This is a genomic window from Dyadobacter jiangsuensis, from assembly GCF_003014695.1.
Taxonomy (GTDB): Bacteria; Bacteroidota; Bacteroidia; order Cytophagales; family Spirosomataceae; genus Dyadobacter; species Dyadobacter jiangsuensis.
The window spans coordinates 67,177-93,313 of record NZ_PYAS01000019.1 but is presented as its reverse complement, the minus strand read 5'-3'; the positions used below and the strand labels follow the sequence as shown (position 1 = coordinate 93,313).

At 48.1% G+C, this 26,137-nt stretch carries 25 protein-coding genes; 11 read left to right on the top strand and 14 right to left on the bottom strand.

Annotation, left to right across the window (positions count from 1 at the left end; genetic code table 11):
• Window positions 1-36 precede the first annotated feature (36 nt).
• Window positions 37-2,889 carry an excinuclease ABC subunit UvrA gene (uvrA, locus tag CLV60_RS30005; protein ID WP_106599101.1) on the bottom strand — a complete coding sequence of 951 codons (2,853 nt, stop codon included), beginning with the start codon at window positions 2,887-2,889 and terminating at the stop codon, window positions 37-39.
• A 314-nt stretch (window positions 2,890-3,203) separates the two neighbouring features.
• Between uvrA and CLV60_RS30000 the strand changes: the two genes are divergently transcribed.
• The 3 genes from CLV60_RS30000 to CLV60_RS34405 all read left to right on the top strand — a co-directional run bounded on the left by CLV60_RS30000 (window position 3,204) and on the right by CLV60_RS34405 (window position 8,537).
• The gene (locus CLV60_RS30000; RefSeq protein WP_170118905.1) at window positions 3,204-6,461 is read left to right on the top strand and encodes a SusC/RagA family TonB-linked outer membrane protein; all 3,258 of its coding nucleotides are present in this window, start codon (window positions 3,204-3,206) and stop codon (window positions 6,459-6,461) included.
• Between the two features lie 35 nt (window positions 6,462-6,496).
• Window positions 6,497-8,260 (top strand): RagB/SusD family nutrient uptake outer membrane protein, encoded by a 1,764-nt coding sequence (locus CLV60_RS29995; protein WP_106599117.1) that lies wholly within the window; start codon window positions 6,497-6,499, stop codon window positions 8,258-8,260.
• Between the two features lie 112 nt (window positions 8,261-8,372).
• Complete coding sequence (locus CLV60_RS34405; RefSeq protein ID WP_170118904.1) at window positions 8,373-8,537, top strand: hypothetical protein; 165 nt, start codon at window positions 8,373-8,375, stop codon at window positions 8,535-8,537.
• Here the strand turns inward: CLV60_RS34405 and CLV60_RS29990 are convergent.
• From CLV60_RS29990 to CLV60_RS29980, 4 genes are read right to left on the bottom strand one after another with little or no spacing between them, the layout of a single operon-like run.
• A complete protein-coding gene (locus tag CLV60_RS29990) occupies window positions 8,534-9,142 on the bottom strand; it encodes an IMPACT family protein (protein ID WP_106599099.1) in 609 nt (202 codons plus the stop codon). The two genes, CLV60_RS34405 and CLV60_RS29990, sit on opposite strands and share 4 nt — an antisense overlap.
• A complete protein-coding gene (locus CLV60_RS29985; RefSeq protein WP_106599098.1) occupies window positions 9,132-10,319 on the bottom strand; it encodes an MFS transporter in 1,188 nt (395 codons plus the stop codon). Before CLV60_RS29985 ends, CLV60_RS29990 begins: the two co-directional genes overlap by 11 nt.
• Before the next feature lie 37 nt (window positions 10,320-10,356).
• On the bottom strand, window positions 10,357-10,515 hold the full coding sequence (locus CLV60_RS34400; RefSeq protein WP_170118903.1) for a hypothetical protein: 159 nt from the start codon (window positions 10,513-10,515) through the stop codon (window positions 10,357-10,359).
• A gap of 1 nt (window position 10,516) precedes the next feature.
• The gene (locus CLV60_RS29980; RefSeq protein WP_146151621.1) at window positions 10,517-10,957 is read right to left on the bottom strand and encodes a DUF6934 family protein; all 441 of its coding nucleotides are present in this window, start codon (window positions 10,955-10,957) and stop codon (window positions 10,517-10,519) included.
• Between the two features lie 112 nt (window positions 10,958-11,069).
• On the opposite strand from CLV60_RS29980, the gene corA reads away from it, so the two are divergent.
• Both corA and CLV60_RS29970 read left to right on the top strand, forming a co-directional pair.
• Window positions 11,070-12,014, top strand: coding sequence for a magnesium/cobalt transporter CorA (corA, locus tag CLV60_RS29975; RefSeq protein ID WP_106599096.1), 945 nt, complete (start codon window positions 11,070-11,072; stop codon window positions 12,012-12,014).
• Window positions 12,015-12,398: 384 nt separating this feature from the next.
• Window positions 12,399-13,385, top strand: coding sequence for a glycosyltransferase family 2 protein (locus CLV60_RS29970; protein WP_106599095.1), 987 nt, complete (start codon window positions 12,399-12,401; stop codon window positions 13,383-13,385).
• Here the strand turns inward: CLV60_RS29970 and CLV60_RS29965 are convergent.
• Together CLV60_RS29965 and CLV60_RS29960 are read right to left on the bottom strand one after the other, a co-directional pair.
• On the bottom strand, window positions 13,372-14,349 hold the full coding sequence (locus tag CLV60_RS29965; protein ID WP_229211195.1) for a glycosyltransferase family 4 protein: 978 nt from the start codon (window positions 14,347-14,349) through the stop codon (window positions 13,372-13,374). The two genes, CLV60_RS29970 and CLV60_RS29965, sit on opposite strands and share 14 nt — an antisense overlap.
• A gap of 101 nt (window positions 14,350-14,450) precedes the next feature.
• Entirely contained in the window at window positions 14,451-15,068 is a 618-nt protein-coding gene (locus tag CLV60_RS29960; RefSeq protein WP_229211194.1) for an FkbM family methyltransferase, read from the bottom strand.
• Between the two features lie 441 nt (window positions 15,069-15,509).
• Here CLV60_RS29960 and CLV60_RS29955 point away from each other — a divergent pair, with 441 nt between their 5' ends.
• Window positions 15,510-16,505, top strand: a complete 996-nt coding sequence (locus tag CLV60_RS29955) for a ribonucleoside-diphosphate reductase small subunit (RefSeq protein WP_106599093.1) — start codon at window positions 15,510-15,512, stop codon at window positions 16,503-16,505.
• Between the two features lie 69 nt (window positions 16,506-16,574).
• Here CLV60_RS29955 and CLV60_RS29950 read toward each other — a convergent pair whose 3' ends face one another.
• The gene (locus CLV60_RS29950) at window positions 16,575-17,027 is read right to left on the bottom strand and encodes a regulatory protein RecX (RefSeq protein ID WP_106599092.1); all 453 of its coding nucleotides are present in this window, start codon (window positions 17,025-17,027) and stop codon (window positions 16,575-16,577) included.
• Between the two features lie 121 nt (window positions 17,028-17,148).
• On the opposite strand from CLV60_RS29950, the gene CLV60_RS29945 reads away from it, so the two are divergent.
• Window positions 17,149-17,964 (top strand): metallophosphoesterase family protein, encoded by an 816-nt coding sequence (locus tag CLV60_RS29945; RefSeq protein WP_106599091.1) that lies wholly within the window; start codon window positions 17,149-17,151, stop codon window positions 17,962-17,964.
• 2 nt (window positions 17,965-17,966) lie between these two features.
• On the opposite strand, the gene CLV60_RS29940 is transcribed toward CLV60_RS29945, so the two are convergent.
• On the bottom strand, window positions 17,967-18,242 hold the full coding sequence (locus CLV60_RS29940) for a hypothetical protein (protein ID WP_106599090.1): 276 nt from the start codon (window positions 18,240-18,242) through the stop codon (window positions 17,967-17,969).
• 60 nt (window positions 18,243-18,302) lie between these two features.
• On the bottom strand, window positions 18,303-18,512 hold the full coding sequence (locus CLV60_RS29935; RefSeq protein ID WP_106599089.1) for a hypothetical protein: 210 nt from the start codon (window positions 18,510-18,512) through the stop codon (window positions 18,303-18,305).
• 166 nt (window positions 18,513-18,678) lie between these two features.
• On the opposite strand from CLV60_RS29935, the gene CLV60_RS29930 reads away from it, so the two are divergent.
• Window positions 18,679-19,899, top strand: a complete 1,221-nt coding sequence (locus CLV60_RS29930) for an NAD(P)/FAD-dependent oxidoreductase (protein WP_106599088.1) — start codon at window positions 18,679-18,681, stop codon at window positions 19,897-19,899.
• A gap of 24 nt (window positions 19,900-19,923) precedes the next feature.
• Here the strand turns inward: CLV60_RS29930 and tyrS are convergent, their stop codons facing one another.
• Window positions 19,924-21,219 (bottom strand): tyrosine--tRNA ligase, encoded by a 1,296-nt coding sequence (gene tyrS / locus CLV60_RS29925; RefSeq protein WP_106599115.1) that lies wholly within the window; start codon window positions 21,217-21,219, stop codon window positions 19,924-19,926.
• A gap of 149 nt (window positions 21,220-21,368) precedes the next feature.
• On the opposite strand from tyrS, the gene CLV60_RS29920 reads away from it, so the two are divergent.
• Entirely contained in the window at window positions 21,369-23,150 is a 1,782-nt protein-coding gene (locus CLV60_RS29920; protein WP_106599087.1) for a family 43 glycosylhydrolase, read from the top strand.
• A gap of 5 nt (window positions 23,151-23,155) precedes the next feature.
• On the opposite strand, the gene CLV60_RS29915 is transcribed toward CLV60_RS29920, so the two are convergent.
• The 3 genes from CLV60_RS29915 to CLV60_RS29905 all read right to left on the bottom strand — a co-directional run bounded on the left by CLV60_RS29915 (window position 23,156) and on the right by CLV60_RS29905 (window position 25,590).
• Complete coding sequence (locus CLV60_RS29915; protein WP_170118902.1) at window positions 23,156-23,713, bottom strand: Uma2 family endonuclease; 558 nt, start codon at window positions 23,711-23,713, stop codon at window positions 23,156-23,158.
• Window positions 23,714-23,794: 81 nt separating this feature from the next.
• Window positions 23,795-25,066, bottom strand: coding sequence for an S-adenosylmethionine:tRNA ribosyltransferase-isomerase (locus CLV60_RS29910; RefSeq protein ID WP_106599085.1), 1,272 nt, complete (start codon window positions 25,064-25,066; stop codon window positions 23,795-23,797).
• Window positions 25,067-25,077: 11 nt separating this feature from the next.
• Window positions 25,078-25,590 (bottom strand): glycerol-3-phosphate dehydrogenase/oxidase, encoded by a 513-nt coding sequence (locus CLV60_RS29905; protein ID WP_106599084.1) that lies wholly within the window; start codon window positions 25,588-25,590, stop codon window positions 25,078-25,080.
• Between the two features lie 118 nt (window positions 25,591-25,708).
• Between CLV60_RS29905 and CLV60_RS35085 the strand changes: the two genes are divergently transcribed.
• Complete coding sequence (locus tag CLV60_RS35085) at window positions 25,709-25,999, top strand: BrnT family toxin (RefSeq protein ID WP_106599083.1); 291 nt, start codon at window positions 25,709-25,711, stop codon at window positions 25,997-25,999.
• Window positions 25,977-26,135, top strand: coding sequence for a hypothetical protein (locus CLV60_RS34395; RefSeq protein ID WP_170118901.1), 159 nt, complete (start codon window positions 25,977-25,979; stop codon window positions 26,133-26,135). The genes CLV60_RS35085 and CLV60_RS34395 overlap by 23 nt, the downstream gene beginning before the upstream one ends.
• Window positions 26,136-26,137: the final 2 nt, after the last annotated feature.

Sequence of the window (26,137 nt, the reverse complement as noted above, 5' to 3'; positions counted from 1 at the left end):
AGTGCAAGGCCATTTAAACTAATGTATTTCAGAAAGTTACTTCAATTCTTCCTGTAAAAAATATCCCGTAAAGCTTCCCTTCACCTTCGCCACTTTCTCGGGCGTGCCTTCCGCGATAATGCGGCCGCCCATGGCACCACCTTCTGGACCTACATCGATAATATAGTCCGCTACTTTGATCACATCGAGGTTATGCTCGATAATGAGCACCGTATTCCCTTTTTCAACCAGCTTATTCAAAACATTGAGCAAATGGCGGATGTCCTGGAAATGCAAGCCGGTGGTAGGTTCGTCAAGAATATACAATGTCTTGCCGGTATCGCGTTTCGATAGCTCTTCCGACAGCTTCACACGCTGGGCCTCACCGCCGGATAACGTGGTAGCATGCTGGCCAAGGGTAATATATCCCAAACCTACATCATTCAAGGTCTGAACTTTGCGCAATAGCCTCGGCTGGTTTTCAAAGAATTCCAATGCGGATTCGACGGTCATATCCAGGATATCGGCGATGGATTTGCCTTTGAAACGCACTTCCAGTGTCTCCCGGTTGAAGCGTTTGCCCTTGCACGTTTCGCAATTGACGTGTACGTCGGGTAGGAAGTCCATTTCGATTTTCTTCATACCCGCGCCTTCGCAATCCTCACAACGGCCGCCTTTGACATTGAACGAGAAGCGGCCAGGCTTGTAACCGCGGATTTTCGCTTCGGGGAGCTCGGCAAAGAGCGTACGAATATCGGTGAAGAGGTTGGTGTAGGTAGCCGGATTCGAGCGCGGCGTGCGGCCGATCGGCGACTGGTCTACCTCAATGACTTTGTCGATATATTCGAGCCCTTCGATCGATTTGTAAGGTAGCGGTTCCCTTCTCGATCTGTAAAAATGCTGGTTCAGCAACGGAAACAGCGTTTCGTGAATCAGCGACGATTTACCGCTGCCGCTCACACCCGTCACACAAATCATCGTCCCCAGCGGAATGGATACCGAAACATTTTTCAGGTTGTGCCCCGTGCAGCCTTTCAACACAATGGATTCACCTTTGCCTTTTCTGCGCTTTTTGGGAACTTCAATGGCTTCACGGCCGGCAAGGTAATCGGCTGTAAGCGAACCGTTTTTAAGGAATTTCTCCGGTGTACCGGCTCCTACCACGCTTCCGCCGTGGCGTCCGGCCCCCGGGCCAATGTCCAAAATGTAATCCGAAGCGAGCATCATATCCTTATCATGCTCGACTACCAGCACCGTATTGCCCAGGTCACGCAGGCTTTTGAGAGAATTAATGAGCCGCACATTATCCCGCTGGTGCAGGCCAATGCTCGGTTCATCCATAATATAGAGTACACCAGTCAGTTGGGTACCGATCTGCGTCGCGAGGCGAATGCGCTGTGCCTCGCCGCCGGATAAGGTCCGCAATGCACGGTTCAATGTGAGGTAATCCAATCCGACATCAAGCATAAAGCCGACGCGCTTCCGGATCTCTTTTAAAACCTCATGGCCGATTACCCGCTGTTTTTCTTCGAGGCGATCCTCCAATCCCACCAGCCATTCGGCCAGTTCCCGGATATCGCTGTCGGCCAGCTCGGCAATGTCTTTTTTATCTATTTTAAAATGCAATGACTCCTTCCGCAGTCGCTTGCCTTTGCATTCGGGGCAGGTTTGGGTTACCATGAAGTCTTTCAGCCAGTCCTGAATTTTCTCATTGCCCGATTCCTGCTGTCTTTTCAAAAAGTTAATAATCCCGTCGAACTTGGTTTCCCATTCGGTACCCGGGTATTTCTTCGAAGGTACAGGCACCGCCTCTTCGCTGCCGTAAAGCACCAGTTTCAATGCTTCCTCGGGGAATTTTTCGAGCGGCGTGGTGAGGGTGATTTTGTATTTCTTTAATAAAACCTCCAACTGCTTGAATATCCATGCCTCGCGGTACTCGCCCATCGGCGCGATGCCTCCGCGGCTAATACTCAGCGATTTGTCGGGAATAATGGAGTCCTCGGTGATCTCTTCGATAATACCCAGCCCCTGGCAGGTAGGGCACCAGCCATAAGGCGAGTTGAACGAAAATGCATTCGGTGCCGGATCGTCGTAGCTGATCCCCGACTCCGGATCCATCAGGTTTTGAGAAAAATAATGGGTATTACCTTTGGCATCGAGTACCATCAATGCGCCTTTGCCCTGCTTGATGGCCGTCGCCACCGACTGACTCAGCCGATACCTCGACTGTGGATCTTCCTCTTCCTTCTTCGGGATCACGCGGTCGATCACAATCTCGATATCGTGGACCTTATAGCGATCGAGCTGCATTTTGGGGGTAATGTCGAGTACCTCTCCATCGACACGTACTTTGGTGTACCCGAGCCGGGCAATCTGCACGAAAAGCTCCCGGTAATGCCCCTTACGGCCTTTCACGGCTGGTGCCAGGAGCACGATTTTTTGCCCCAGGAATTGGGTCATGAGCTGATTCACGATCTGATCCTGCGATTGTTTGATCATCCGCCGCCCCGTCACGTACGAGTATGCTTCACCCGCACGTGCATAGAGCAGGCGCAGGAAGTCGTAAATCTCTGTGACGGTACCTACGGTCGAACGGGGGTTCCGGGAAGTCGTTTTCTGCTCGATACTGATCACCGGTGACAGGCCGCTGATCTTGTCCACATCCGGCCTTTCCATTTCGCCGATGAAGCCCCGTGCATACGACGAGAAACTCTCCATATACCTGCGCTGCCCTTCGGCATAGATCGTGTCGAATGCGAGTGACGATTTCCCGCTGCCGCTGATGCCGGTCACTACCACGAGCTTGTTACGCGGGATAGCTACATCGATGTTTTTGAGATTGTGTTCGCGGGCGCCCTGTACCTCGATGAGGTCCTGTTCCGCCACTTCGAGACCATTTAAATATTCCAAAATGTGATGATAGTTTGTGAGTTAGTCTGTAAATGAAGTCGTAATTCTGATAACCACAAAAATACGCTTTGAGTTGCAAATTTTGTCAAACGCAATCACTGGCGTATACGATTTAGAGATTGGTTTTTTCCAAGATGGCCGTTAGTAATGCAAACGATTGCATAATAAGATTTTTCAAAGAAAAAATATTATGTAACCAGTTATATATTAATATTAATTATTAAAATATTACCAAAAAGAATGTCCAAATTTTTACTTTTAACAGTATATTGACATTTAGTAATACATTTTTAACATCATCCCCAACTCAATTTATGAACAAACATTTACTAGTCCCGCTTTTCCGGGGTGTCATGATTATGCTGTTCGCAATAGCGGCTCATCTGTCCTACGCCCAGGATCATCAGGTCAAGGGTAAAGTAACCTCCTCTGCTGATGGAACCGGTATCCCCGGTGTGAACGTGCAACTGAAAGGAACGAATGTCGGTACGGTCACCGATGCCGACGGCGTTTATTCGATCGAAGCGAAAGGATCCGGTGCAATCCTGGTTTTCTCATCTATCGGTTTAATCAAAAAGGAAATACCTGTCGGAAACCAGACGACCATTGATGTGGCGATGGAAGACGATATCAAGAACCTGAGCGAAGTGGTGGTAACCGGTTACGCAGCACAGCGTAAAAAGGATATTACCGGTGCGGTAACGGTCATTAACCCGAAAGAACTTACCTCCGTCCCCACTGCGAGCGTTACGCAAATGCTGCAAGGACGGGCTTCCGGGGTGACCGTCGGAAACGATAACTCTCCGGGTGGTGGTACCATGGTCCGTATCCGTGGTTTTGGTTCGATCAACAACAACAGTCCGCTTTACGTGATCGACGGTGTGCCAACACAAGGTACACTAAACCAGATCAACCCGAACGACATCGAATCGATGCAGGTACTGAAAGATGCTTCCGCAGCATCCATTTACGGTGCACGTGCTGCAAACGGGGTGGTGATTATCACGACTAAAAAAGGCAAGACCGGTGCTCCGAACATTACATTCGACTTTTACACCGGTACCCAGCGCCCCGGCAAGATGCTCGACCTCCTGAATACGAAGGAGCTGGGCCAATATCTCTACGAAGCCGACCTCGGCGCAGGTAAAAACCCGTCGGTAACATCGCCTTCCGCCCAATACAAGTTCGATGAGAATGGCAATCAGACCATCGCCGATTACATTTATCCGAACGTTTACGGTGAGCTGCCCAGCAACTACACCTACACCAACGACATTGCCGACCCGGCGCTTGGTAAAACTGCATTCAACATCACCAAAGCCAACAAAGAAGGTACCGACTGGCAGGACGTGATCTTCGACCCGGCTTCTATTTCGAACTACCAAATCGGCGCTTCCGGAGGCTCAGAAGCCGCGAAATATGCGCTTTCGGCCAATTACTTCAAGCAGAATGGTATTTTGAGATACACCAAATACAAAAGATACTCGCTCCGCGCGAACACCGAGTTCAAAAAAGGCCCGGTAACGGTGGGTGAGAACTTTACATTCTCCTACGACGAAAGACAGGGGATTACCAACAACGACGAAAGTAACCCGATCATGTTCGCGATCCGCGTGCACCCGATCATTCCGGTATTCGATATTACAGGTGGTCCGAAAGCACTGGGCGGAACCAATACTTCCGATTATAACGGATTTGCAGGAAGCCGCGGCAGTAACCTCGGTAACGCTCCCAATCCACTTGCCCGTCTGTACCGTGAAAAAGACAACCTCACAAAAGGTACGCACGCATTCGGTAACGTATTCGCGCAGGTGGACATCCTCCCGGGCTTGTACGCACGCACGAGCCTTGGTATCGAATACAACCAGTACAACCGCTCGGAGTACTTCCACCGTGATATCGAAGCGGCGGAGGCGAGAAACGCCAACAGCTTGAACGTGATCAACAACGTCGACCGTTCGTTCACCTGGTTCAACACTTTGAACTATGCCAAATCATTCGGCGTGCATAATTTCAGCGTGTTGCTCGGTACAGAAGCCGTAAAAACCTACGCAGCGGAATTCCGCGCCAGCCGGAGTGCATTCGCATTCGACGACCTCGACTACCGCTACCTTGATGCAGGTTCGGCAGCCGGTTTGAACAATGCAGGCCCCGGTGCTACGGAAAGTGCGCTGTTCTCTCAGTTCGGAAAGATTAACTACGCATTTAAAGAACTCCTCCTTGCCGACGTAACATTGCGTCGTGATGGATCGTCCCGCTTCTCGGAAGCCAATCGCTACGGTATTTTCCCTGCATTCTCACTGGGTTTGCGCATGACCGAGCTGGCATTCATGAAGCCGGTGAAATTCGTCGACGATTTGAAACTACGCTTTGGCTGGGGTAAAACCGGTAACCAACTCATCCCTAACGTTTACAATGCTTACACCCTGTACGCGGCCGATCCGCTGAACAACGCCTACGACATCAACGGTACCGGTACGTCGATCGTGAGCGGCTTCGACCTCGTTCAGTTTGGAAACTCCAATGGTAAATGGGAGACCAATACCTCGACCAATATCGGTCTCGACGCGAGCTTATTCAACAGCAAACTGGAAGTGGTACTCGACCTTTACAACCGTATCACTTCTGACATGCTGACGCAAATCGCCATTCCGAGAACAGCCGGTTCCGGTACAGTCCCTTACACCAACATCGGTGAAGTGCGCAACCGCGGTGTGGATCTTGGCATCACTTTCCGCGATAAAAAAGGCGATTTCAACTACATGGTGGGTATTAACTTTGGCCACTACAAAAACGAAGTGCTGAAACTGAACAACGACCCGAATGCGACTATCTTCGGTTTCACGACCCGTCTTCCGGCGATGTCGGCTACCAAAGCGGGATTGCCGATCGCGAGCTACTACGGTTATTTTGTGGATGGTGTGATCAAAGATCAGGCCGAAGCTGATGCCGCTCCGAAATTCGGATCATACACCAGAGAAGGTACTTTCAAGTTCCGTGACGTGAATGGCGACGGCGTGATTACCGCTGCCGACCGTACCATCATCGGCAATCCGCACCCCGATTTCAACTACGGTATCAACGTGGGTGTAGGCTGGAAATGGTTCGACCTGACATTGTTCGGACAAGGCGTGCAAGGCAACCAGATCTTCAATTACGTGAAATACTGGACGGATTTCAACGTGTTCCAGGGCAACCGCTCGAAAACAATGCTGTACGATTCGTGGAAGAAATCCGGCGACAATGCGAAACTGCCACGTTTGAACTCGGGTGACGCTACCAGCCAGCAGGTTTCGTCCTACTTCCTGGAAGATGGTTCTTACTTCCGCTTGAAAAACATTCAGCTGACATTCAACCTGCCTTCAACCTGGTTGAAAAAGGCGAAACTGGGATCGGCGCAGATCTACATTCAGGGGCAAAACCTGTTTACACTCACCAAATACACAGGACTTGACCCGGATATTAACCTGAGAAGATCGGGCGAAAACAACCAGGATATCCACATGGGTGTGGATGAAGGCTCCTACCCGGTAGCCAAGTCGTTCCTCGGCGGTTTGCGTTTCAATTTCTAGTTCATCCATTGATCTTCATTATACAGAACCATACAATGAAAAAGACATTATTAATATGCATGTTGGTCGGCCTGAGCTTCTCCTGCTCCGACGACTTCTTTGATCTGAAACCTCAGGGGCGTGCGTCGAAAGAACAACTTAGTAACAAAAACGGTGTAAATGCGTTGCTCATAGGAACTTACTCGCTACTCGATGGCGTGGGCGCCGGTAACACAGGTCGCCAGTCGACGATTTCGAATTACGTTTTCGGGGGTATCAGCAGTGACGACGCCGTGAAAGGTACCGACGCCGGTGACCAGCCTGAGCAATCGTTCATCGAACAATACAACTGGCTCTCCGACAATACTTATTTCCTCGGTAAATGGTGGCATTCGTACGACGGTGTTGCCCGTGCCAACGAGACAATCCAGATCGCGGGAAGCCCGGACGTAAAAGACATGACCGACGCTGAAAAGACACAAGTAGTTGCAGAAGCACGTTTCCTCCGCGGCCACTACCACTTCGAGGCCAAGAAAATGTGGAACAATGTGCCTTACATCGATGAGAAGATTTACAATGCAGGCGATCCTAATTCGACAAAAGTCCCTAATACCGAAGATATCTGGGGTAAAATCGAAGCGGATTTCCAGTTTGCGGCTGATAACCTTCCTGCAACTCAGGCTCAGAAAGGCCGTGCCACCAAATGGGCGGCAAAAGCATATCTGGCCAAGGCGCTTCTTTTCCAGAAAAAATGGGCCAAAGCAAAAGAATTGCTGGATGATGTTGTTAAAAACTCCGGTAAAAAACTGGTAGCCAACTATCACGACAACTACCGCACAGCCGGTAACAACAACACCGAGTCGATCATGGAGGTGCAGTTCTCCGTAAACGACGGAACGAACGGTAATAACGGTAATGCAGGTGATAACCTCAACTGGCCTTACTCAGCCACAGCTCCCGGACGGGGTTGCTGCGGTTTCTACCAGCCTTCCCACAATTTGGTGAATGCATTCAAAACTGAAAACGGGCTTCCGATGATCGGGGCTTCTGCGGACGGCACATTGGATACTTACAACAAAGTGGATTTGCCTAACGACGAGGGAATCGTGGCTTCGGCCGCATTTACCCTGGATAAAACCATTCCGGTGGATCCCCGCCTCGACTGGACCGTTGGCCGCCGCGGTGTGAACTTCCTCGACTGGGGACCTATGCCGGGCTCGACCTGGATCCGCGACCAGGCTTATGCGGGGCCGTTCACGGGTAAAAAATGGATGTATTATCTGGCAGAAGAGAACAGCACTACCCACTCGACCAGCAAACGGAACGTGAATAACAACTATCGCCTCATTAAGCTATCGCACGTGTTGCTATGGTTGGCCGAATGCGAAGTGGAACTCGGTAACCTGCCTGCGGCACAGGACTTGGTGAATCAAATCCGCCTCCGCGCAAAAACCGGTTCCGTGCAGGATGAATCCGTGACGTACAAAGTGGAGCCTTATCCGGCAGGAACCTTCGCTGCGAAAGGCGCTGACTATGCTAGAAACGCAGTTCGCATGGAGCAACGCCTCGAATTCGCTATGGAAGGTCACCGTTTCTTCGACCTCGTTCGCTGGGGCATTGCCGAAAAAGTACTGAACAAATACGCGGCGGAAGAGGCTGTGCCGGGCAAAGAGCCATCAGGACGTGCATTCAACAAGCGGGGATACATGGCAGGTAAAACATTTACCCAGAAGAACCTGTATTATCCACTGCCGCAGGACGAAATCCTGAACAGCCAAAAGGACGGCAAGCCGACCCTGGTACAAAATCCGGGATACTAATTCCCACATAACCCACTAACGCACCCACAAAAGAGCCGGCCTTCGTGCCGGTTTTTTTGTGCTTTGGGAAACAATGAAATACTTTTGAGAAAACATTCAAATACCTGTAATCATGAAAATCACTAACGAAACCGAATACGAAAAAGCGTCTGAACGGGCCGATGAGATATTCGATGCGAAGAAAGGCACACCTGAGGAAAAGGAACTGCAAGAGCTTCTGAAAGCCATCAAGGAATACGAAGACGATTTTGTGCGAATGCTTCGTGAAAATAATTAGGCTGAAAGCTCTACGGAAAGACCTTCGACTTTTTCCGACCGCGTCATAAACCGCTCGACGAGCGTGGAGCGCACTTCTACTTCCATGGTGCATTGCATTTCAAATGCTTGTGCACGCACGGGCAACTCCATTTCTTTCACGATCCGCATGACATCGTTCATTTGCGGATATTCGAATGAAAGTTTGTAAACACTGAAATAGTGCCGCGTGACAATTTCTGATACGTCCAAAGCCGCTTCGGTAGCAGTTTTGTAGGCGTTGATCAGCCCGGGTACCCCAAGTAACGTTCCCCCAAAATATCGCACTACTACCACCAGTACATTCGTAACATTTCGCGAATACAATGTATTAAGGATCGGGCGACCTGCTGTTCCCGATGGCTCACCGTCGTCGCTCATGCGGTAGCTCATCCTGTCCGCACCCAGGCGATAGGCGTAACAGTGATGGACTGCTTTGGGATGTAGCTCGTGCAACTCGGTTAAGTAGGATTTGGCTTGCTCATCGTTCTCGATGGGATAGGCATAAGCCAGAAACTTACTCCCCTTATCCTTGAAAAAGCCTTCTGCCGGTGCAGCAATGCTGCGATAGGTATCGTCAAATAACACGGGCACGTCGCTTTTTAAACTGGTAAATAACTATTGTGTAGGAAAGCGCAGCCAATGCAAACGCCGCCATGCAGAAAAACACCAATGGCAGATTTTCACGCTGGTTTTCAAACAATTCGGCGGATAGGAATGCACCAAGCCCAATACCTGCTTCCAGGGAAATGAACATGGTCGCGATGGCGCGCCCGCGATTATGATCGCCGCTCAAATCGACCGTCCATGCCGAAAGTACCGGCGAGAGAATGCCCATCGCTATCCCGAAAAACGCCGCACCAATCAGAAACATGAATACGGATTCGGCAAAACCTGTAATGATCATGGCGATGATCAGGATAATGCATCCTACGATCGTGACCGGCATGCGGCCATGGCGATCGGATATTTTACCGGCAAAGAGGCGCACCATGATGGACGAGATCGTGAACATCATAAAGTATAATCCGCGGTTTTGTAAGCCCAGATAACCGCTGAAATCCGGCGTAACAGTAGCCACGGCACCGAAGCCAAAGTAGCAAAGGAATGTAATGAGAGCCGGACTGAACACATCGGGTTCGAAAATATCGCGCCGGGTGATTTGAAAAGATTTGAGGCTCAGTTTGTGCTTTTCCTGCAAAGTCTCCTTCATATTCAGAAGAATCGCAATAGAAAGAAATGCCAGTAACGACGATGTGTAAAAAAGGGCATTCAGAGAAAACTCCTGGCTGATCATACTTCCAATTGCCGGCCCGAACGCCGAACCGACACTCATACACATGCCATGGATGCCCATCGCCTCCCCTCGGCGATTGATAGGTACAATATCCGCCACATAGGCCGCAGTACCCGTCGGTTTAAACCCAGTTGAAAAACCGTGCACCAGCCTGAGCAAGAGAAACGGCATGACCGTCGTGAAGATCGGGTACAAAAAACCGCACACGAAACATACCAGCGAACCGAAAGCCATCACGGGAACACGCCCGACGCGATCGGTAAGCCGGCCGCTGAATGGCCTGGAAAGACCTGCTGTTAAGGTAAACAAACCAATAATTGCCCCTTTGTATTCGGCCCCACCCATGCTCGAAAGATAGGCCGGGAGCTCGGGGATCAGCATATTGAAGCTGGATGAGAAGAGAAACGAGCTAAGGCCCAGCAACCAGAACTGCGTCGTCAATATCCCGGGAGAAGCTGTATTTTGCATCACGCAAAAATACGACTCTTTCCAGAAAGAGCGGAATTTACTTCGCCTTCTCAGCGAGTTCTTTCAAGTAAGGCGCGAGTACCCGCCTTGCTTCTTCGACTTTGCGGACAACGAATGGGTCGTTCGCATGGCTTTTCAAATTGGGGTTCACCTTAACCTTCGAAAGGTCAAAAAGGTCATTTTCTTTTGGTTTCATATTATTCCTTTTTACGATTGATCAAAAACCCTTCATACGCGACACATCTCTCAAACGGATACGGTTTTCCTTTAACTACACCCTGTATATCAAAAAGAGCTGACCAGCTATCAATTTCCCTATCCAGAACTGCCCGATATAGCCTTGTTCGGGCTGGGGAACTTCCAGTAAAATAAATTCGGCTGTTCGGATATACCCGCGAAAACACAATAATAGCTTGAACTACCGTAGCAATCACCTTTGGCATATCCCCATTGTTACTTACAACCAGATCATCTAGGTCCCCTTTTTCGTCCATGTCCCCGAATGCCAGGTTATAGGTGTCGATCCCTATCATCACAAATTCGATAGATTTCGCGATGGCATGGCCTTGGGATTTACTTTCAAACCAAAAGCGCAGATAGTCTTCCGACGCCTCTAACGGATAAAATTTCTCTTTCACAGTGTGTGTATTAGCCGAATACAAGTTAGCTTTATCCGGTGAGCGCTCCAAGGTAACGCTGCACCGATGAACGAACGGCTAAGCGTATGGCTTTTTTTCCCAACTTTGACCCATGGTACGCATATTCTATAAGGAAGGTAAAGTCATCAAGCGCGAAAACGATATCCGAGAGTTGGGAAAGGTCCCGAACCTCGTGTGGATAGATTTACAATCTCCGAGTGCGGAAGAGGAGGAATGGGTGGAAAACAAGTGTAACATCAGTTTCCAGACGCCTCAGGAAATTGTGGAGATTGAAAGCAGTTCGCGTTTCTTTGAGCAGAACGAGACAATCAACGCCAACTCCAACTTTCTCAAAATAGAGCGGGAAGGTTACGAAACCTATCCGGTTTCTTTCATTCTGCACCAGAATGTGCTTTTTACCTATCGTCGCGGTGATTCCAAGACTTTCGCCGACACCGTCAAGAAGATGAAAGTGAGCCCGGAAAGTATACAGGGCGGGGTCGATTTTATGCTTTTGCTGCTCGAAACACGCATAGAAGCAGACGCGGACGCGCTTGAAGGCATTTCCAGGGACATTTCGGCGATCAGCAAGGACCTTACGCACGAGCAAAAGACACGGCAGGAAGTGCTGATCCGCATCAGCGGATTGCAGGAGATCACCATGATGCTCCGCGAAACGAGTATCGATAAGCAGCGCGTACTCTCGGGCATCCTGCGAAGCCAGTACTTTCCCGAAGACCGCAAGGAACACCTGCGTATCATCCTTAAAGACATCAACTCGCTCCTCGAATATACCACATTCAATTTCGAACGGCTCGAATACCTCCAAAACACCTTCATGGGTCTGATCAACCTCGAACAAAGCCAGGTAATCAAGATATTCACGGTGGTGACGATCATTTTCATGCCGCCAACACTAATCGCCGGTATTTTCGGCATGAACTACCAGCACATACCCTCTACCGGTGAACCGTGGGGATTCTGGCTTTCACTCCTCTTAATGGTTTTTTCATCCTTGGTTGTCCTTTGGTTTTTCAGGAGAAAAAAATGGATTTAGAAAAGAATATCTCAATCGCCAGCTATTTTTCCTGATGGTTATACGTTGCGGGTATAATTTTAATGTAATCTTTATTGTGCCGGGGAAATACAATAAATATTTCGCCATTGTGTTAGTATAGAAGTTATATTTCGGCGTCCAGGTTTACGACCGGAGCAACCAACCCTCTTCCAACCATTTCCCTAACAGCAGAGTCATAAGTTCAGGCTGCGTAGCTCCTGCAAACGCTGGCTTGATATTTGTACAAAAAATATCCGCAAGGATATGGAAATGAGCTATATAATTTCACCAAAGGAGAAGATCATGAACGCCATCCTGTTACAAGGAAGTAGTAAAGAATCGGGTATTGAAAAAACTCTCAACTAACTTGATAACCGATTGTATATGAAAAGTATATCAGTAGTAATTCCCAACTATAACGGGAAACACCTGTTCGAAAAATATTTTGAGCATAACTATAAGGTCCTCCAAAAACTAGAAACCAGTGTTCAGATCATCGTAATTGATGATGCATCTACGGACGAATCTGTTGCATATTTACAAGAACATTACGCCGGTAAAATCACACTGATCTGTAAAGAAACCAATTCCGGATTTTCGGAGACTTGCAATATTGGCATCCAGAATGCCACCAATGATCTGATCTTTCTCCTCAATACCGACGTGACCCTTGAACCCGGTTACATGGAAAAACTTTATAAGTATTTCGAATTGGAAGATACTTTTGGGGTAATGGGAAGAGTTATCGGCATGAACGATGATTTAATTCGCGAAGCTGCAAGGGAACCCAAAATATCAGGAAGAAAAATAAAATCTTCGGACTTCTTTCATTTGCAAAACATCAATGCATTTACACCTACATTTTATTTGTCAGGTGCAATTGCATTAATGGATACACAAAAACTGAAAGCCATTAACGGATTCAATGAAATGTTTAATCCCTATTATGGCGAAGATCAGGAGCTTTCTATCAGAGCATGGCGATTGGGATGGAAATGCTATTACGAGCATGACGCCGTCTGCCGGCATGAGGTTTCAGCCAGTACCAAAAATCACAATCACAAGAAAGCCATCAAAAGAATCCATTTCAGAAACCGTTATTACGTGCATTACCTGCATCTGCAAGGAATGGATCTGAAATTATGGCATTTACAAATCTTGCTTTGTGATGTATTGCTGGGAATTTTGACTTTGCAGTTCTTCAAAGTGGAAGCTTATTGGGATTTCTTTAAGAACCGTGGAAACCTGCAAGCGAAGAAGGTGGCTTTTAACCGGGAAATGAAAAAACATCAATCCGATATCGGCATTATCGATGTGATTAATAACTTCAGGATGATGCTGAAATACCAGCAGGTAATTAAACTGAATTAGCAAGACTTCGATATAAATCAAGGTATTCCGAAGCTGCCCTGTCCCAGGAAAAGAATCTGGCCCGTTCCCGGATTCTTTCCCTGGGTTTTGTTTTGTTATAATCTTCCAAGCTCGCATTCAACACATTACGCATATGTTCGGGCTCGAAGTTATCAAAATAATAGGCACAATCACCCCCGATTTCCGGCAATGAGGTGCAGCGTGACAAGACCACAGGCTTTCCGTAATACATCGCCTCGATAACCGGCAGTCCAAAACCCTCCGCAATCGATGGAAAGACGAAAGCCGTACAGTTACTGAGGTACCATTTCTTATCATTCTCCGAGACGGGCCCCGTAAAAATCAGCCTGTCGAGCACATTCAGCTTCTGCGCTTCGCGGATAATCGTCTTTTTGTACTCCTGGCTGCTCTCGATTCCCGCAATGACCAACTTCAAATCATTTCCTACCAGCAATGCAGGCAACACGTGGAAATTTTTCTTTCCGACAATGGTCCCTATCGTAAACAAGAATGGTTGCTCAACGGGCTTTTCGGGCGCATTAATAATTCCCGTGTCTTCAATATTGCAGCCGTTATAAATCACCGAAGTTGGCTTGTCACCCAATTCGAGGTATTTTTTTAGATCTTCCAGAACATAATAGGAAATTGCCACAACATGATCCGCTCGGTCGATCTTCAACTGCAATCTGCTCAAATATTTACTGATCCGTTTTTCGGATCTGTTTCCATCATAAAGGAAATTCAAATCATGAACGGTCAAAACGACGGAAACCTTTTTACCAAAAGGATAATATCTCGAACCCTGGTAGGTACAATGCCAGATATCCACTGATTTGGTATCCGGAAAAAATAGTTTATGAATAAAATGCTGAGAGACATAATTAGCATTTTCTCCGAACGCGTGCTCAGCCGAAGTGGGCAGATAAAATGCGATCTTTTCTTTATCTCCTCCTGCTTTTTTCAAAATCGAATTCCCTAATTGAAGGCAATAGTGATAAAGCCCGGTATGAGGATGCCTCATCCTTTCACAATCAATCAGAATTCTTTTCAACATAAAATGATTATTCATTTTTTGCACGCTTCCAGTGCATAACAAAAACCGTTTATCGACGTGTAACTGACACCATAGCCCAATTCCCCGAGATATCGGCTCATCGTATCTATATTAAACTGACTGTCAATATCGTGCACCTCAATCAGCATTCTTTCGACCCGGCGCATGACATCAGCTGGCGTATTTAAAACAATATCATACTCACTCCCCTCACAATCCATTTTCAGCAAATCGATTTTCGCTCTTGGGATATTAGCCATTATTTCTGAGAATGAAATGGCCGGGATCCACAACTCCTTTGTATTATCAGTATTGAAACCTTTTAACGAAGAAGCGACCACCTGATTATCTTCCGTATCCTGTGCGTATAGCCGCAACATTTCGCGGGACACCCCGGTTACGGCAAAAGGATTGATGGTCACGCTTTTATCAAACCTGCGATTGGAGGATGCAATCGAACGCATGCGTTCGATATTACTGTTCAGCGGCTCATAGGCATAAATTTGGGCATTCTTTATTTTAGATAAAAGCAATATATCAAAAAAACCGGCGTTTGCGCCGATATCGATCACGAGCGGATCATCAGGCAATACGCGCATCAGCGCCCCGATGTTGTATACGTCGGCCATAAATATCTCCTTAAATACCTGATGCAGACTAGCCGGAACGTCGAAGCCAAGCCTGTTGAGTCTGGTGACAAAGTGTAGCATCCTGCCACGATCATGAAATTTGTCGAAAATGTATTCGAGCGGATTACCGATGTTCCGGAACAAATTAATGTATCTCCTCGGACCTGTAACGGGCATGGCTTGTGATGTTAACGATATGAAATATTTCGGGGTAGACATCCAAAGCATTGCCCCGCTGCATTATACCCACTGCTCCATTCGCACCAAATTAATAATGAGCAAGCGCTGCGGTTCGGGTTTTCCTGCGGATTCATGTCCACGGCATTGTTTGATTTTTAGCCCAAAGCATGTAGCTTTGTTTTCTTCCGGCCCGGCTGTCAGAGCCAACGGCAAGTACTAACGTTATATCATTCTGACCCCCGTAAAATACTCTAATTAACTATGTCACAAGAACTTACCAGACAGGAACCCCTGTTGACAGAAGACCCCTTGCGGTTTGTTTTGTTCCCCATCAAACATTCCGATATATGGGAAATGTACAAACGTCATGAGGCTTCGTTCTGGACGGCCGAGGAGATCGACCTGTCGCAGGATATGAAGGACTGGGAGAATCTGAATGACGGAGAAAGGCATTTCATTTCCCACGTACTGGCATTCTTTGCGGCATCAGACGGGATCGTCAACGAAAACCTGGCTGTCAATTTTCTTAGCGAAGTCCAATATGCAGAAGCGAAGTGCTTCTATGGTTTCCAGGTAGCGATGGAGAACATCCACTCCGAAACCTACTCGCTGCTGATCGATACTTACATTAAAGATCCGGTGGAAAAGGACAGGCTGCTGCGCGCAATCGAGACGATTCCTTGCGTACAGAAAAAAGCCGAATGGGCACTGAAATGGATCAATAGCCCCGTATTTGCGGAGCGCATCATTGCATTTGCCGCTGTGGAAGGAATTTTCTTCTCCGGATCTTTCTGTTCGATCTTCTGGTTGAAAAAACGCGGCCTGATGCCCGGACTTTCATTCTCCAACGAGCTGATCTCCCGCGACGAAGGCTTGCACTGCGAGTTCGCGTGTTTGCTTTATACCAAACATATCCTGAACCAATTGCCGCAAGAGCGCGTGATCGAGATCATGATGGACGCCGTTGAAATCGAAAAAGAGTTTGTGAGTGAGGCGCTTCCGGTATCATTGATTGGTATGAACGCCGATCTGATGAAGCAATATATCGAATACATCGCCGATTTCTGGCTGGAAAGACTTGGCTGCCCGAAACAATTCGGCTCAGCCAACCCATTCGACTTCATGGAGCTCATCTCGCTTCCCGGCAAGACCAACTTCTTCGAAAAACGCGTGGGAGAATATCAGAAAGCGGGGGTAATGAGCGGTGTGAAGGACAAAGAATCCGCACACAAGATCTCGTTCGACTCCGATTTCTAAGCAATTTGTCATGCTGAGCGAAGTCGAAGCACATGCAATTCCCTTCGACTTCGCCCGGGGTGACGTCTTTTACAGCTCCCCCAACTCCTTCCACACGAGCTCGCTCTCGTAGCCCTTCCCCAGCGCGAACCTCGCCAGTTTCTGTTTCAATTTGAAAGGATCGGCCTCCGTTTTCGACAGCAAATTCCGCTTCTTCGAAAGCAATTCCCGCAAGCCCGACACATAATCCTCGTCGCCGATCTCGCTCATTCCTTTTTCAATGCTGTAAGTGCTCAGCCCGCGGCGGTTCAGCTCCTGCCTGATTTTCATCCGGCCCCAGTTCTTAACCCTGAACTTCCCGCCGGCGTAGGTTTTCGCAAAGCGTTCCTCACTGAGGTAATTCATGGAAATCAGCTCGGCGATGATCTCATCGGCCTCGTCGCCCCACACATTCCATTTTTTCAGCCGCTGCTTCACCTCGTCCTGCGTTCGTTCCTGGTAGGCACAGTAGGAAGCCGCTTTTTGCAGAATAAGCCGGTCCATGTATTCAGGTTTTTATTAAATATGCTTAACAATGTGCAAGATTAAGGAAATATCACGGACGAATAACTATTTTTGAAAGCACAAGAAACCCCTATTTCTGTTCATCCAAACCCTTTAAACCATGACTTTCCAGAGACGGTCTTTTCTCAAACTTCTACCTGCAATATCCGGAATCACCTATTTGTCGGAACCTGCCAAAGCGCAGCCGGCCGCAGACATTGCGCTTCGGTTTATCGTCGCGTCCGACGGGCATTACGGACAGCCAAATACGGAGTTCAAGGCCTTCCATGCTGATCTGGTAAGCTGGGTAAACCGCGAGAAACTGCAAAAGGGTGTCGACTTCCTCTTCCTCAACGGCGACCTTATCCACGACGACCCTACCTTGTTGTACGATTTCAAAAATGCAATCTCGAATCTGAGCGTGCCTTACTATGTCAGCCGCGGCAACCACGACAAAGTAGGATTGGACGTGTGGCAAAGCACCTGGGGCTACCCTACCAACCACAGCTTTGCAAAGGGCGAATATGCGTTCGTGGTAGGCGACACTTCTAACGAGAAAGGTGAATATATATGCCCTGATGCGACTTGGCTCCGCAACGAAATCGCTAAGTATAAAGACAAGAAGGGAATTTTTATTTTCCTGCACATCACCCCGGCCAAATGGACGACGCACGGCATTGAATGCAAAGAGGTGATCGATCTCTTCGAAAACACGCCGAATGTGAAAGCCATTTTCAACGGCCACGACCATGACCAGGATAGCACGAAAATGTACGGTAAAAAGCCCTACTTCTTCGACGGCCATTTCGGAGGCAACTGGGGAACTGCCTATAAAGGCTATCGCATTGTCGAAATCTACAACGACCACACCTGGCAGTCGTATCAGTACAATCCGACCGCAGCGCCGGTTTTGAATACATTTTCGGGGAAGAGCTGAAGTCACGATTTCCACGTGACCATCGTCTCACCCAGCTTTGTAATCAGCGTCACCACCCGAAGTTGATTAGCAATGTGTATGCGCATTTCAGGCGTTATATTTTCCATATTTTCGGTGAACAGAAAAGCCTCTACCAACGTGTTCAGAGAATCCACAATTTCGGCACTGCCATCCCGTTTGAAAAATTCGCTTACCGTTTCATGTTGCTGACAGAGCATTTGAGCTTCGGCGTCTGAGAATGATTTGAGCTCCTCGTTTAGTTTGGATCTGATAATCATTTCGATAGTGATATATAGTGAAAAGTGTAGGAAAATCTTACAAAATCAGAGTAAAAAATTTTACTTTTTATAAGTCACTAAAATTTTGACGTCAAATCCATATCGCTCTAAAATCGAGATCATTTTCTTTTGAGAAATTCCCTGGTTGAAAGTGAAGCTCCGCCAAGCACTGACCAATTCACCTTTCTTTTCGTCAGCAGGCAAATTTTTATAAACGTTTTCTAAAAACCAGGCAAATGCCTCTTCAATGGAACTAAATGATTTTGACATTCAAAATAGTATTTGTAGGAAAATCTTACAAATTATCCGCTATTTATTTTCAAATCTAAAAAAGATAATGAAACTCGTGCAAAAATAGTAAGCTCCCCACATAGCCTCCCCTAGCCCTGGTACAGAATTTTAACCCCCGGATTCATCAGTTCAACCAAAACACCCGATGGATCTACTCAGTGGCCAGCCTCATTGGTTTTACAAAAACGGGGCGATGCATGCCTACCCTGCATTAACAGAAAATCTAACAGCAGAAATCGTGATTATGGGCGGCGGCATTACCGGCGCATTGCTTGCCTGGCATCTTACTCAGGCCGGTTTTCCCGTGGTAGTGTTGGAAAAACGGCATATCGGGATGGGAAGCACGTCCGGCTCCACGGCATTGCTGCAATATGAAATCGATACGATGCTGACAGATTTGATCGACCTTGTCGGAGAAAAGAATGCGGTACGCAGCTACCTGCTGTGTGTGGAAGCTATTCACAAGGCCCGTGAAATTGTGGATTCGTTGCAGGTAAAAACAGGCTTTTCCCTGGCAAAAAGTGTGTATTACGCATCCAAAAAAGATGATTTGCCGCTTTTGGAAAAAGAATATGAAGCGAGGAGTAAAATCGGTATTAACGTCGAGTGGTGGGACCAGGCTGAATTACGCTCCCATTTCCCCGGCATTCATAAAAGCGGCGCGATTCTCTCGCACGATGCCGCGCAGGTAGACGCGTACGCGCTCGCGCATGCGCTCTTGCAGGAGTGCATGCAGAAGGGCGCGCGTGTGTATGATACCGTCGAAATTACCGACATCCGGCATGAAACCGCAGGCGCTACGCTGGTATTGGACAATGGAAATATCGTTAAAACTAAAAAGCTGATTGTAGCGGCTGGCTACGAATCACAAAAGCTGATATCGCACAATTTCGTGCGCCTGCATTCTTCTTACGCGATCGTGAGCAAGCCGATGCCCGAAAAGAAGGAATTGTGGTACGAAAATGCATTGCTGTGGGAAAGCGCCCGGCCTTACCTGTATTTGCGCACGACCGAAGATAACCGAGTGCTGATCGGCGGCAAGGACGAAATGTTTCAAAGCGCGATTAAAAGAGACAAGCTACTTAATCGCAAAGCCAGGGAATTGGAAAAGAATGCCCGCAGCATGTTTCCCGATCTGCCGTTTGTTACGGATTACACCTGGTGCGGCACATTTGCGGAGACGGAAGACGGCCTACCGTTCATTGGAGGAGTGAAAGAGCACCCTAATACATGGTTTGCATTGGGATTCGGCGGGAACGGCATCCTGTTCAGTATTATCGCCGCCGGGATCATCACGGACCTGATCGCAGGAAAAAAGAATAACGATGCCGCTATTTTCAGTTTTGAACGGCTTGGCAAGTCGTAATCGACTGCCAAGCCGCCCTAAATATTATATTACCTTAATGAGGTGGTTCTTCTTGCCTTTTGAGATCAGCAAAAACTTGTCTTGCAGCAATGCGAAATCGCCCAGCAGTTGTTCAGCTGAAGTAACTTTCGATTTGTTCACACTCACTGCATTCTGCTGGATCGCGCGACGTGCCTCACCTTTGGAAGCGTACACCTCGCCGCGGGTTACTGTGGAAACCAGGTCGGTAATGTTCGCACATTCGTTCCATTCTGAACGGCTGATTTCCGTCTGCGGAACGCCGTCGAAAATAGTATCGAACTCATCCACCTCAATGCTTTTTAGCGTTTCCAGTGTCGCTTTGCCGTACAAAACTTCCGAAGCCTTCAACACGAGATCCAGCGCTTTTTGCGAGTGAATGCGGATCGTCAGCTCGGATGCCAGCGCTTTTTGCATAATGCGCAAATGCGGCTCGGCAGCGTGGCTTGTTTCGAGTGCCTCTATCTCCTCCCTGCCTTTCAGCGAGAACACACGCAGGTAACGCGGCATATCGTCATCACTCTGGTTGAGCCAGAACTGGTAGAACTGATATGGTGAAGTCCGTTCCGGATCGAGCCAGATATTACCGCCTTCACTTTTCCCGAATTTGGAACCGTCGGCTTTGGTTACGAGCGGCGTGGTCAATGCATAGGCTTTGAAATAGCCCTCATCGTCGCCTTCCTTGCGACGGATAATCTCCGTACCAGTCGTGATGTTACCCCATTGATCCGAACCGCCCATTTGCAGCCGGACATTTTTTGTTTTATATAAATGATAAAAATCGTAGCCCTGCAAAAGCTGGTACGAGAACTCGGTGAATGAAATACCGGTCTCCAGACGCTTTTTCACAGAATCCTTCGACATCATATAATTGACGCTCAAATACTTGCCAGCATCGCGCAGAAACTGCAAAAAGCCGATATCCTTGAACCAGTCGTAGTTGTTCACCATTTCAGCCGAATTTTCACCGGAATTGAAATCCAGGAATGATTCGAGCTGCTTGCGGATACCCTCCTGGTTGATCCGCAATGTATCCTCATCGAGAAACGACCGTTCGGCCGCCTTGAACGAAGGATCGCCGATCATCCCGGTTGCACCGCCCACCAATGCAATAGGCTTGTGCCCTGCGCGCTGGAAATGCACCAGGAGCATAATGGTAGCAAGGTTACCGATGTGCAGCGAAGGCGCCGTCGGGTCGAAACCGATATAACCGCATGTCATCTCCTTTTGAAGTTGCTCATGTGTTCCCGGCATCATGTCGTGCAGCATGCCCCGCCAGCGTAGTTCCTCTATAAAATCAATCGCCATTCTAAAAAACTGTTGCTTATTTCAAAATCGACCGCAAAGGTAAAGGTTATCGGTTTTAAAACTTCTTAATGACGCGATGGTTTTGCTTGCGGAAAAGATTATTAATCCAAAAACAGGTAGTTTTGTAAGATTAAAAGAATAATATGTACCCTATCATCAACAAGATCATGTCGTTACGCACATTCGGAATATTATTTAGAATAGTACTCGGACTACATTCGAGGCAGGCCATCGCCCAGACGACCTACTGTAATCCGATGGACATCGACTACAAATACAATTTCGAGCAGCTCAATGACAATATCAGCTATCGTTCCGGTGCCGACCCTGTGATCATCAATCACAAAGGCGAGTATTTCCTTTTCGTAACCATTTCAGGCGGTTACTGGCATTCCAAAGACATGATCAACTGGAAATACCTGACCGCGAATCGCTGGCCTTTCGAGGACATGTGCGCTCCTGCGGCGGTTTCGGTACGCGACACCTTGTTTTTATTCCAATCTACCTTCGAATCCCGCCCGATACTGTATTCCGTTGCACCTGAAAAAGGCATTTGGGAGTTCTATAACCGCTGGACACCACGGCTGCCGAAGGACATTGGCCCATGGGACCCGGCCTTGTTCCACGACCCCGACACCGACAAATGGTATATGTATTGGGGTTCATCGAATGTATACCCGATTTTTGGTTCCGAACTGGATTATTCCAAACGGCTTGCATTCAAGGGACAATACCAGTCGATGTTTTGGCTAAACCAGTATGAGCATGGCTGGGAACGCTTCGGGCCCAATCACTCGGACCCCTTCAAGCCATTCACCGAAGGTGCCTGGATGACCAAGCACAAGGGGAAATATTACCTGCAATACGGCGCACCGGGCACCGAATATAATGTATACGCCAACGGCACCTATGTCAGCGACCAGCCTTTGGGGCCATTCACCTATGCGCCTTACAACCCCGTTTCCTACAAACCGGGCGGTTTCGCAACCGGCGCGGGGCACGGCAATACTTTTCAGGACAATTTTGGCAACTACTGGAACACCGGAACCTCGTGGATCGGCCTGAACTGGGCGATGGAACGCCGCATCGTCCGCTACGCAGCAGGCTTCGATCAGGACGGCCAGATGTTCGCCAACACCCGTTTCGGCGACTTCCCGCACAAAATGCCGACTAAAACCTGGACTGGCAAGGGCGATGAGCTCTTCACCGGTTGGATGCTGTTATCCTACAAAAAGCCGGCAACGGCCTCATCCACATTGGATACCATGGCCGCCCAAAAGATCACCGACGAAAACCCAAGGACATTCTGGGCTGCCAGACAAAACAAGCCCGGCGAAACGCTGACGGTCGATTTGCAGACCGAACAGGAAGTCAAAGCGGTGCAGGTCAACTACACCGACTACAAATCCGACATTTTCGATAACAAGCCTGAAAAAGTCTACACCCAATTTAAAATCTGGACATCAAGAGACGGAAAGAAATGGGACCTTGCGAGCGACCTTACGAAGGAACCCAAACGCGACCGCCCTTGTGCCTATGTCGAGCTTGCAGTACCCGTCCGCGCGCGTTACGTGCGCTATGAGCACGTGTACGTGGCCTCTCCGATATTGGCCATCAGCGAATTCAGGATTTTTGGAAATGGTTTTGGCAAAGCCCCGCAAACGCCTGCGGCCTTCTCCGCCGTTCGGCAGAAAGATGCAAGAAATGCTGATCTGAAATGGGAAAAAGTACCGGGCGCCGTCGGTTATAATGTACTTTGGGGCATCGCGCCGGATAAACTGTATCAGACCTATCAGTTCTGGAACGACGATCCGAATACCTTCGAACTACGCGCGCTCAACGTGGGTGTGCCTTACTATTTTGCAATTGAGGCCTTTAATGAGAATGGGGTTTCCGTCGCTAGTAAGGTGGTTGCTGTTAAGTAGTGTCCTTACTGAACTATATCGGGCTCAAATGTAATGTTTTCGTAAATGGCTTTGAGGCTCATTTCAAAATTGAATACCTCAAAGCAGATCACATCTTCGGCATGTTCGAAACCGCAATAGGTCCAAAGGTCGCTCCCTTCACGTCGCGAGTACAAATCGACGCTGCATTCAAACTGGGAAACCAGGAGATAATATCGCAGCGAGGGGATAGTTCTATATTGTTGAAGTTTCAAACCCCGATCCTTCGCCTCGGAATTTTTCGAAACTACTTCCACCAGAATGCTCGGGTGCTCTACAACATAAGTTCCTGAAATATCTTTTGATGCGCAGGTGACAATCACATCCGGATACGGATAATAATGATCCGAAACCTTCACCTTGACATTCTCCGAGAAAACGTCGCACCCGCATGGTAAGAAGTGGTGGCCCAACAGGTTTCTAACTTTGCCAACAATCCGGTTGTGATTCAAAGTAGTACCCGCCATCGCGTAAACCTCACCATCGTAATACTCATGGCGGATTTCGCTTTGTTCTTCCAACTCGAAGTATTCCTCGACAGTCATCCTCCGGTCAATTAGTTGTGCATATCCCATAATTTACTGCTTTTTAAACAACAAATTGCAGGAAAAGATCAACTAATGAAACTAGGAGGCTTCGTCAATGAGCCAAAGGAGCGACGAGTCTCCATAGCTTAAAAAACGATACTCTTTGGCCAATGCCTCAGAATAGATCGTTTTCCAGTCATTTCCGACAAAAGCGGCAACGAGAAGAATAAGTGTAGACCCTGGCTGGTGGTAATTGGTAATTATCCCACGGCATAACCTGAAACGATAACCCGGGAAAATGAATATCTCCGTTTCACCTACAATCTCCTGGAACCCGGAAGCATCCATATAGTCTGCTATGGCTTGAAGTGATTGGGTTGCCGACGGAGGCTCCGCCTCTTTCCATGGGTATGGATACAGTTTTTCGATATGAAAGTCTGTCGTTTCGCCCTTAAACAGCTTCACGCCGTACCAATACAAGCTTTCCAGCGAGCGCAGCGAAGTAGTCCCTACCGGCACAATGTGGTTAACCGATTGAAGGAGATTGTCTATTAATGCTCTCGTAAACACAACCTGCTCCGAGTGCATCCGGTGCTCGGTAACCTTCTCTACTTTAATAGGCTGGAAAGTACCGGCTCCCACGTGCAATGTCAGGAACGATTTACGAATCCCCTTTTCCGCCAGCGCTTCAAAAACCCGGGGTGTGAAGTGTAATCCGGCTGTTGGCGCGGCAACAGCACCGTCGTGGTGCGCGTATACGGTCTGGTAAGTTTCCTTGTCAGGCTCCTCGGTGTCGCGGTTGAGATAAGGTGGCAATGGAATTTCTCCCAGCGCTTTTACCAAATCGAGGAACGTAACGTCCGCATCCCAGGTAAGCTTAACCAGGTTATGTTCATAGTCATGGTAAGAAACCTGCAAATGCACTTCCTTTCCATTTACTTGTATGACATTCGATAATGCATCGCCTGCTTTCCAGCGCTTCTTATTCCCGATCATACATTCCCACACGCACGAATGCTTCACGAGCATTGCATCGTTAATAACCCGCGTGGGCAATTCCGGATGCAGCAGCAATAGTTCGATTACTGCGCCTGTTTCTTTTCGGAAATGCGCCCGTGCCGGGATTACTTTGGTGTCGTTGAACACCAACAGCGTATCAGCAGGAAGCTGGGAAGTAATATCGGTAAACCGCAGATGGTTGATTTCGCCTCTCTTATAAACCATAAGTTTCGACTGGTCGCGCACTTCCATGGGATACTTCGCGATGCGGTCGTCGGGCAAATCGTAGGTATAGCTTTCCAGGTCGATCGCCTCCGCTTCCTTTCGCCACAATGCGTTATCGCTTCCCTCTGCCGCTATTTTACCTTCCATATCCGGCAGTATTACAGTTTATCATCCTGCACCGGTGGCCATAGCAGGCGCAGCGGCAGCAGAAAAACGCCCAGAACCAATGCAAGACTGGCATAATAGAGCCATGAAAAGTCAAACACGTCCATTTTGTAGTTCGTGCTGTTGATCGTCGCCAACGCCAGCAAGCTGAAACCCGTAATGGTGTTAATCACAGCCACCAGACAGAAAAGCCAATTGATGAGGTGCTCGTTCAACTCGGCACGATGCTGCGACCATTCTTTCCGTTTCAGGATGGGCAGGTTCATCGGATCTACGTTTGGAATGTGACGGGCTATGCCGGTGATCACTACATTATTGAGCAGAAAAAGGCCCATTACGATATAGAAAATGTGTCCTTTTTCGACATAACGCTCTGCCAGGCCGCTATCCGCGAAATCGACGGCCACCATCTCAGGGAAAAGCGAATACGTCCATACGAGCGCCCCGATAACGAATAATAAAGATGCCCAGCGCCAGATCTTTATTGCAAATGTTGTAACTTTCATGAATTAGGTAACCTATTAGAGAGGTTTTTTCGCCATAGTAAATCAGGGTGCAAAATTAGGTCGGGAAGCTTCCAAAACCTAATTGGCTCTTAACAAACACACATTATAACTTTCGGCAATGCGCTTTGAGTGGGATTATCACAATCTAAGACACATAATTTATGATTATCCTGAGAGGGAAAATACGGTCGAGGAAATCGAAAGCATATTCCGGGATCCAGATTTGATTCTGAATGTCGGCAGAAGGAACGCGGTGGAGCAGCGGTTTGAAGCAGTCGGAAGGGGAAACTCGCAAAACGTAAAAGTGGTTATATTTACAGTTAACAATGGAATAATCAGGCCGATCAGCTGCTGGTCCGCTAACAAACAAACTACACGCTACTATTATGAAAACATACAAGGCAAATAGGACCGCAGTTATCAGAAACAGCCATACCGCAGAGGAGATGCGCGAAATTGAGGAAGAATTCATCAAGAAGGAGCCCCTGAAGTGCACCATCGAAGAACTTGTTAAAATCGAATCTGCGAAGAAAGCAAAGGCTTAATT

Excerpts from the sequence above, each read along its gene's own strand:
- CLV60_RS29960 (WP_229211194.1), bottom strand. The coding sequence starts at position 15,068 with ATGGCCGACGTATACAACATCGGGGCGCTGATGCGCGTATTGCCTGAT.
- CLV60_RS29905 (WP_106599084.1), bottom strand. The coding sequence starts at position 25,590 with ATGAAAGTTACAACATTTGCAATAAAGATCTGGCGCTGGGCATCTTTA.
- CLV60_RS34400 (WP_170118903.1), bottom strand. The coding sequence starts at position 10,515 with ATGAAACCAAAAGAAAATGACCTTTTTGACCTTTCGAAGGTTAAGGTG.
- CLV60_RS30000 (WP_170118905.1), top strand. The coding sequence starts at position 3,204 with ATGAACAAACATTTACTAGTCCCGCTTTTCCGGGGTGTCATGATTATG.
- CLV60_RS29985 (WP_106599098.1), bottom strand. The coding sequence starts at position 10,319 with ATGCAAAATACAGCTTCTCCCGGGATATTGACGACGCAGTTCTGGTTG.
- CLV60_RS29915 (WP_170118902.1), bottom strand. The coding sequence starts at position 23,713 with ATGACTGTCGAGGAATACTTCGAGTTGGAAGAACAAAGCGAAATCCGC.
- CLV60_RS29930 (WP_106599088.1), top strand. The coding sequence starts at position 18,679 with ATGGATCTACTCAGTGGCCAGCCTCATTGGTTTTACAAAAACGGGGCG.
- CLV60_RS29955 (WP_106599093.1), top strand. The coding sequence starts at position 15,510 with ATGTCACAAGAACTTACCAGACAGGAACCCCTGTTGACAGAAGACCCC.
- CLV60_RS35085 (WP_106599083.1), top strand. The coding sequence starts at position 25,709 with ATGCGCTTTGAGTGGGATTATCACAATCTAAGACACATAATTTATGAT.
- corA (WP_106599096.1), top strand. The coding sequence starts at position 11,070 with ATGGTACGCATATTCTATAAGGAAGGTAAAGTCATCAAGCGCGAAAAC.
- CLV60_RS29910 (WP_106599085.1), bottom strand. The coding sequence starts at position 25,066 with ATGGAAGGTAAAATAGCGGCAGAGGGAAGCGATAACGCATTGTGGCGA.
- CLV60_RS29945 (WP_106599091.1), top strand. The coding sequence starts at position 17,149 with ATGACTTTCCAGAGACGGTCTTTTCTCAAACTTCTACCTGCAATATCC.
- CLV60_RS29995 (WP_106599117.1), top strand. The coding sequence starts at position 6,497 with ATGAAAAAGACATTATTAATATGCATGTTGGTCGGCCTGAGCTTCTCC.
- CLV60_RS29950 (WP_106599092.1), bottom strand. The coding sequence starts at position 17,027 with ATGGACCGGCTTATTCTGCAAAAAGCGGCTTCCTACTGTGCCTACCAG.
- CLV60_RS29940 (WP_106599090.1), bottom strand. The coding sequence starts at position 18,242 with ATGATTATCAGATCCAAACTAAACGAGGAGCTCAAATCATTCTCAGAC.
- CLV60_RS29935 (WP_106599089.1), bottom strand. The coding sequence starts at position 18,512 with ATGTCAAAATCATTTAGTTCCATTGAAGAGGCATTTGCCTGGTTTTTA.
- CLV60_RS34405 (WP_170118904.1), top strand. The coding sequence starts at position 8,373 with ATGAAAATCACTAACGAAACCGAATACGAAAAAGCGTCTGAACGGGCC.
- CLV60_RS29970 (WP_106599095.1), top strand. The coding sequence starts at position 12,399 with ATGAAAAGTATATCAGTAGTAATTCCCAACTATAACGGGAAACACCTG.
- CLV60_RS29920 (WP_106599087.1), top strand. The coding sequence starts at position 21,369 with ATGTACCCTATCATCAACAAGATCATGTCGTTACGCACATTCGGAATA.
- CLV60_RS34395 (WP_170118901.1), top strand. The coding sequence starts at position 25,977 with ATGAAAACATACAAGGCAAATAGGACCGCAGTTATCAGAAACAGCCAT.